This window comes from Binatus sp. (SeqCode) (assembly GCF_036522015.1).
Taxonomy (GTDB): Bacteria; Desulfobacterota; Binatia; order Binatales; family Binataceae; genus Binatus.
In genome coordinates this window covers 1-5476 of the sequence record NZ_DATDGQ010000404.1, presented here as the reverse complement: position 1 = coordinate 5476, position 5476 = coordinate 1, and the positions used below count along the sequence as shown (strand labels likewise).

Sequence of the window (5476 nt, the reverse complement as noted above, 5' to 3'; positions counted from 1 at the left end):
GAACCTAACCCCTAACCCCTTCCCGAGCGGGAAGGGGAACAAAATTAAGAAGCGAGTCGGGCGCGGTCACTCGATTTCCGTGTCGTCATCATCGCTGTCACTGTCGTCGAGATCGTCGTCTTGCGCGTCGAACTCGGCGCCCAACAGGCGGCGCGCTACTTCGGCGGCGAATGCGGCGTCGAGAGTTTTGTCGTCGCGCTGTTTCAGTCCCGACAGAATCCTGTGAAGCAGTTTGTTTGTGAGTCCGCGCGTCAATAATAAAACGCGCTCGCGCTCGGCGGGATCGAGTTGCGCCATCCATCCGCTCGCGCGGCCCAACTCGTCGTCGCGCAATCGCTCGACGCTGTAGCGGATGTCCTTGATCGTCGGCGTGAGATCGAGACCTGCAAGCCATTTGAGGAACGATTCGAGTTCGAGCTCGACGATCTGCTCCGCTTTTTCGGCCTCGCGCTCGCGGTCTCCAAGAGATCGCTGCACCAGCGCGCCGAGATCGTCGATATCGTACAAGTAAACGTTTTGCAGCGAGTTCAGGCGCTCGTCGAAATTGCGTGGCACTCCCATGTCGATCAGAAACATCGGCCGGTAGCGCCGCTCGCGAATCACCGACTCGAATTCGTCGGGGCCGAGAATCGGCTTGGTCGATGAGACCGAGCCGATCAGCACGTCCACCATCTTGAGGTACGGCTTGTAGTTGTCGTAGGGGACCGCGGTGCCGCCAAGGTCGCGCGCGAGTGCGACAGCGCGATCGAAAGTGCGCGAGGTTATCAGCAGCGACTCGATTCCGAGTGCGTTCAACTGCCGCGCGGTCAGCTCGGCCATCTTGCCCGCGCCCATCAGCATCACGGTCTTGTCTTTGAGCGTGTCGAAAATCTGGCCCGCGAGCGCGACTGCCGCGGTGCTGACCGAAACCGAGCCGTGACCGATAAGGGTGCCCTTGCGCACACGCTTGGCGACCGTGAATGCCTTGTGAAAGGCGCGATGCAAAATCAGACCGACGCTGCGCGCCTCGGACGCCTGCGCGTATGCCAACTTGAGCTGACCGAGAATCTGCGGCTCGCCGACGACCATCGAATCGAGACTCGCACCGACGCGGAACAGATGACGAGCGGCGTCGCGGCCGGCGAAACTGTAAATCGCTTCCGAAAATTCGTCATGCGCGACGCTTCTATCAGCCGACAAAAATTTGAGCGTCTCATCCGCGGCGCGGGCCGCGTCGGCGGTGACGCCCACCACCTCGACGCGATTGCAGGTGGAGATCAGCGCCGCTTCGGAGACCGCGGGCGATGCTTCGCGCAGTCGCGCGAGTGCGGCAACGATATCATCCTCGGCAAACGCGAGGCGCTCACGCAGCGCGACGGCGGCGCTGCGATGATTTATGCCCACGATGAAGAGCGTCTGATCCATCTTCTCAGTTGTCAGCCGAAACTGCCGCCGTGCTTGCCCGGAAAAATCAGGTTAACGCCCACGAACGAACCAACCAACACGCTCGCCAGCACAATTGTGAGCGCCGCGGCGCGCCGCCCGCGCCATCCTATGGTGAGGCGTGATTCGAGCAGGCCCGCGTACAGAATCCAAATCACCAGCGACCAGGATTCCTTGGGCTCCCACGACCAGAAATGCCCCCACGTCGCGTCGGCCCAAATCGCGCCGCTGACGATCGCCAGGCTCAGCATCATGAAGCCCCACCCCAACAGGTGATAGTTGATTCGGTCGAGCTTTTCGAGGCTCGGCGCTCCTTCATTGGCGGGACCGAGCGCGCGCTTGGATTTAAGCCGCGATTCGTACGCGAGATAGACGATACTCACGCTCGCCGCCAGCACGAACATCGTGTAGCCGAGAATCGCCAGCGTGACGTGAATCGGCAGCCAGACGCTGCGCAGCGTCGCCGGCAACACCAGGCGCCCGCTGCTGGTCGTGAGCGAAGCGGCGCCCAGGGCGAGCGTCACTGCGGGCGCGACGAACGCGCCGATCACCGCGAGCCGGAGACGTACAATCATCAGCAACCCGGCCAGCGCGGTCAGCCACGCAAGAAACGACAGCGCTTGCGCAAAGTTGGCGACTGGAATATTGCCGGCCTGCAATCCGCGCGCGGTCAAATCAAGCGCATGAAAAATCGCGCCCGCGCCGAGGATCGCAACCGCGTAGCCGGTCGCGCGCGTGCGTCCCGACAAACGATCGAACACGAACAACGCGGCCGAGAGCGCGTAACACGCAAGCGCCGGCAATAGCCACAACGTGTCCATTTTTTTCAGTGGGAGAATTCAGCACGCGCGAGATTGAGAGCAGCCAGATCTACACCATCGCCTAGGTGAGTAGCGAGTATCCGCTCGATCGCGGCAACGTCGCCGGCGGCAATCGCGTCGGGCAGCGCGGAGTTGGCAAGGTCTTTCAGCCGCCGCATGCGCTCGGCAGGATCGATCTCGTCGGCATGCAATCGATGGCGAGCGGCGCGCAACACTTCGAGCGTGCGCGCATATTCGGTCCCAAATCGATCCTCCAGTTCGCGCCTGAGCCGCGCTGCGAATGCGGGCGACGCGCCACCGGTTGAGATTGCGATCTGCAGCGCGCCGCGCTTCATAACCGCTGGCGCGATGAACGTACATAGCTCCGGCACATCGACCACGTTTACCGGAATTCCAAGCGCGCGCGCCTCGGCCGCAAGCTCACGATGCAATTTCGGATCGTCGGTCGCGGCATACGCAAGCACGCATCCGCGGATATCACCGCGCCGATAGTCACGTGCGATGTGAATCACCGACCCGTTGGCAGCTGAGGATTCCATGGGCGGCGACAGGCGCGGACTTACGACCGTCACCCGAGCGCCGGCCTCGAGCAGCGACTCGACTTTGCGCGCGGCGACCTCGCCGCCACCGACCACCACGCAGTCGCGGCCGGTCACGTCGAGAAATATCGGAATGTATGCCATGAAACTCAGGCGATTTTATTACATGATGACGTTATGAGACAGTCCCGACCGATGCGAGCCGTAAATCAAACCCGTGGAACCGTGCTATGCGCGCGGCTCGAGGACGCCGGCGGCCTCGCCGGCCAGGGCCGTGGCCTGCTGGGTCGCGACGGCCTCGAGCCCGGAGCTGGGATGCTATTCGAGAACGGGCGATTCACCCCGTTTATGTGGATGCACATGTTTTTCATGCGGTTCGCGATCGATATCGTTTTCCTCGGACGCGGCGATATGGTTGTCAGAATCAACCGGCGGCTGAAGCCGTGGCGGATGTCTTCAGTGGTATTTGGGGCGCGAAAAGCGCTCGAGCTCCCCGCAGGTGCGACGGACGGGAGTTTGACCCAAGTCGGAGATCATATTGTCTTCGAGGCCGTCGATTAAATCCGCCTAATTCTCGAAAAACCCCCGACAGTCATCTGAAATTTTACGCTATTTGGTGGTTTGCTCTCGGCCTACTACCATAGGTAGGGGTCCGTCGCTTAGTCTATCGTTATAGAGTTAAAAACTCTTTAACTATCTTATCTTTCCAAATCTAATCTCTTTGTGCCTTACTCTGTTGCGAGTTCGCAACCAACAGTTGCATCTATGCGGCTGAAATAATTCGCCTTGAACTGAAAAAGCCGAAGAAATTGCTCAATAGATCAGGATGGCACGAGAGATGCTCACAATGAATCTCGCTTTGGCACAGTAAAAGTTGCCTCAGAGAAGCTCGTCTTGTCGGGGAGAAAAGTGATTCAAGACTCACTTTCGCGCTGGACGGGTTCGCGGCGCAGGGGATGGGAAGGTCGAATCAAGTTACGGGGACAATGGCCAATTACGGCCAAAAAACAGGAGGACTCGGGACGATGGACAAAATCACGGGAATGTTTGTGAAGGTGCGCGAGTATCAGCGAGGCCAGACGATGGCTGAATACGCGCTTATTCTCGCCGCGGTCGCGGTAGTGGTGTTCGTGGGCTACCAGACGATGGGCACGACCATCACCACGTTGCTGACCAGCGTGGATACCAAGCTGTAATTCGAACAGCTCAAATCGGGGTGGCGGACTAGCCCTCCGCCACTCCAAATCAAGAGAAAGCCAAAAATTATTGCGCGAGGAGAAGAATCCATGAATGCAATCACGAAGTTAGTTGTCCGAGCTCGCGAGTTCAATCGCGGACAGACCATGGCTGAGTACGCGCTGATCCTGGCCGCGGTCGCAGTCGTAGTGTTCGTCGGCTATCAGACGATGGGCACGACCATTACCACGCTGCTGACCAGCGTGGATACCAAGCTCTAAGAGGCTGAATCGTGGGTGGCGGACTAACCCATCCGCCACCCGGTTCTAAAATAAAAACGGTTTGAGGAGATTGATGAAGGCGATAACGAAGTTGGTCGTGCGGGCACGCGAGTTCAATCGCGGGCAGACGATGGCCGAGTACGCGCTGATCCTGGCAGCGGTAGCAGTGGTGGTTTTCGTGGGTTACCAGACCATGGGCACCACCATCACCACGCTGCTGACCAGCGTTGACGGGAACCTGTAGTGATTCGATGGCCAAGAGGGTCGTCCCGGGAATGAGCTCCTGGTGGGGCTGCGAGCCAGCCCCGCCAGTAGTTCGATCCAAAATGCACGACCACCTTGGGAGAGGAAGTCGATGAGCCACCGAATGGGAGTTTGTCAGTTAACGGTGATTTCGCGCGGGCAGACGATGGCCGAGTATGCGTTGATACTCGCGACGATCGCCATCGTAGCTGCTGCGTTTGTTCAGAGTGGGGGCACTATTGTCACTACGTTAGTCAATCACGTAATTACGCTATTTTAGTGAATTAATGTGATATTTTGGATAAATTTATGATGACAATAGATTTCAATTCTACTTCAAGAGAGCAATCCTCTGCTCGTTTCCATCAAATCTGTGAATATTACTGGTTTGGATTTGTTAATCGATTCCATCATCAGTTCAGCATTATTGAATCAATTTTTAAGAAGTTGAAGTTAGAGATGCCAGGATGCGCAACGATTCATTCGAAGATAGCCGGCCGCGAAATGGCCGGAGGGGAGGGGTGATATGAGACGACCGATGGTATTCGTCTTGCTCGCGGGGTTGGCGGCGATGTTGGCCTCGGTGATGGTGTACTCCGCGTTAAAGCGGAGAGAAGCCGAGGTTCAGAACGCCATGTCGCACAACGTCGAGGTGGTGGTCGCGGCTTACGATCTTCCGCTCGGTACCAAGATCGACCTGGGCGAGGTCAAGTTGGCGCGTTGGTCGGCCGACAGTCTGCCCGAGGGCGCGTACACCGATCCGAAGCAGGTCATTGGCAGCTACGTGAAGAACTCCGTGGTAGCCAACGAGCCTATTGTGCAGGCCAAACTGTTCACCGGGGACAAGACGGCGGGCGTAATGCCACTGCTGATTCCGTTCGGGATGCGCGCAGTATCGGTTCCGGTGGATGAGGTTAGCGATGTGGCAGGATTCGTGCTGCCGCATACGCGGGTGGACGTGCTGGTCGCAACCCAGGGCGGCGAAGGCGCATCC

The 5476-nt window shown here is 58.6% G+C and carries 8 protein-coding genes; 5 read left to right on the top strand and 3 right to left on the bottom strand.

The window, feature by feature from the left end:
- Window positions 1–66: 66 nt before the first annotated feature.
- The 3 genes from hemA to VIW95_RS17050 are packed head-to-tail and all read right to left on the bottom strand — an operon-like array spanning window position 67 to window position 2926.
- Window positions 67–1404, bottom strand: coding sequence for a glutamyl-tRNA reductase (gene hemA, locus VIW95_RS17060; RefSeq protein ID WP_331588790.1), 1338 nt, complete (start codon window positions 1402–1404; stop codon window positions 67–69).
- A gap of 11 nt (window positions 1405–1415) precedes the next feature.
- Entirely contained in the window at window positions 1416–2243 is an 828-nt protein-coding gene (gene ccsB / locus VIW95_RS17055; RefSeq protein WP_331588788.1) for a c-type cytochrome biogenesis protein CcsB, read from the bottom strand.
- 5 nt (window positions 2244–2248) lie between these two features.
- Window positions 2249–2926, bottom strand: a complete 678-nt coding sequence (locus VIW95_RS17050) for a bifunctional precorrin-2 dehydrogenase/sirohydrochlorin ferrochelatase (protein WP_331588786.1) — start codon at window positions 2924–2926, stop codon at window positions 2249–2251.
- 51 nt (window positions 2927–2977) lie between these two features.
- Between VIW95_RS17050 and VIW95_RS17045 the strand changes: the two genes are divergently transcribed.
- The 5 genes from VIW95_RS17045 to cpaB form a co-directional block, all read left to right on the top strand.
- On the top strand, window positions 2978–3343 hold the full coding sequence (locus tag VIW95_RS17045) for a DUF192 domain-containing protein (RefSeq protein WP_331588784.1): 366 nt from the start codon (window positions 2978–2980) through the stop codon (window positions 3341–3343).
- Between the two features lie 464 nt (window positions 3344–3807).
- Window positions 3808–3978 (top strand): Flp family type IVb pilin, encoded by a 171-nt coding sequence (locus VIW95_RS17040; protein ID WP_331588782.1) that lies wholly within the window; start codon window positions 3808–3810, stop codon window positions 3976–3978.
- A 90-nt stretch (window positions 3979–4068) separates the two neighbouring features.
- Window positions 4069–4239 (top strand): Flp family type IVb pilin, encoded by a 171-nt coding sequence (locus VIW95_RS17035; protein ID WP_331588779.1) that lies wholly within the window; start codon window positions 4069–4071, stop codon window positions 4237–4239.
- 73 nt (window positions 4240–4312) lie between these two features.
- Window positions 4313–4483, top strand: a complete 171-nt coding sequence (locus VIW95_RS17030; protein ID WP_331588777.1) for a Flp family type IVb pilin — start codon at window positions 4313–4315, stop codon at window positions 4481–4483.
- Window positions 4484–5008: 525 nt separating this feature from the next.
- Window positions 5009–5476: Flp pilus assembly protein CpaB (gene cpaB / locus VIW95_RS17025; protein WP_331588775.1), on the top strand; the 468-nt coding region annotated here is incomplete at its 3' end.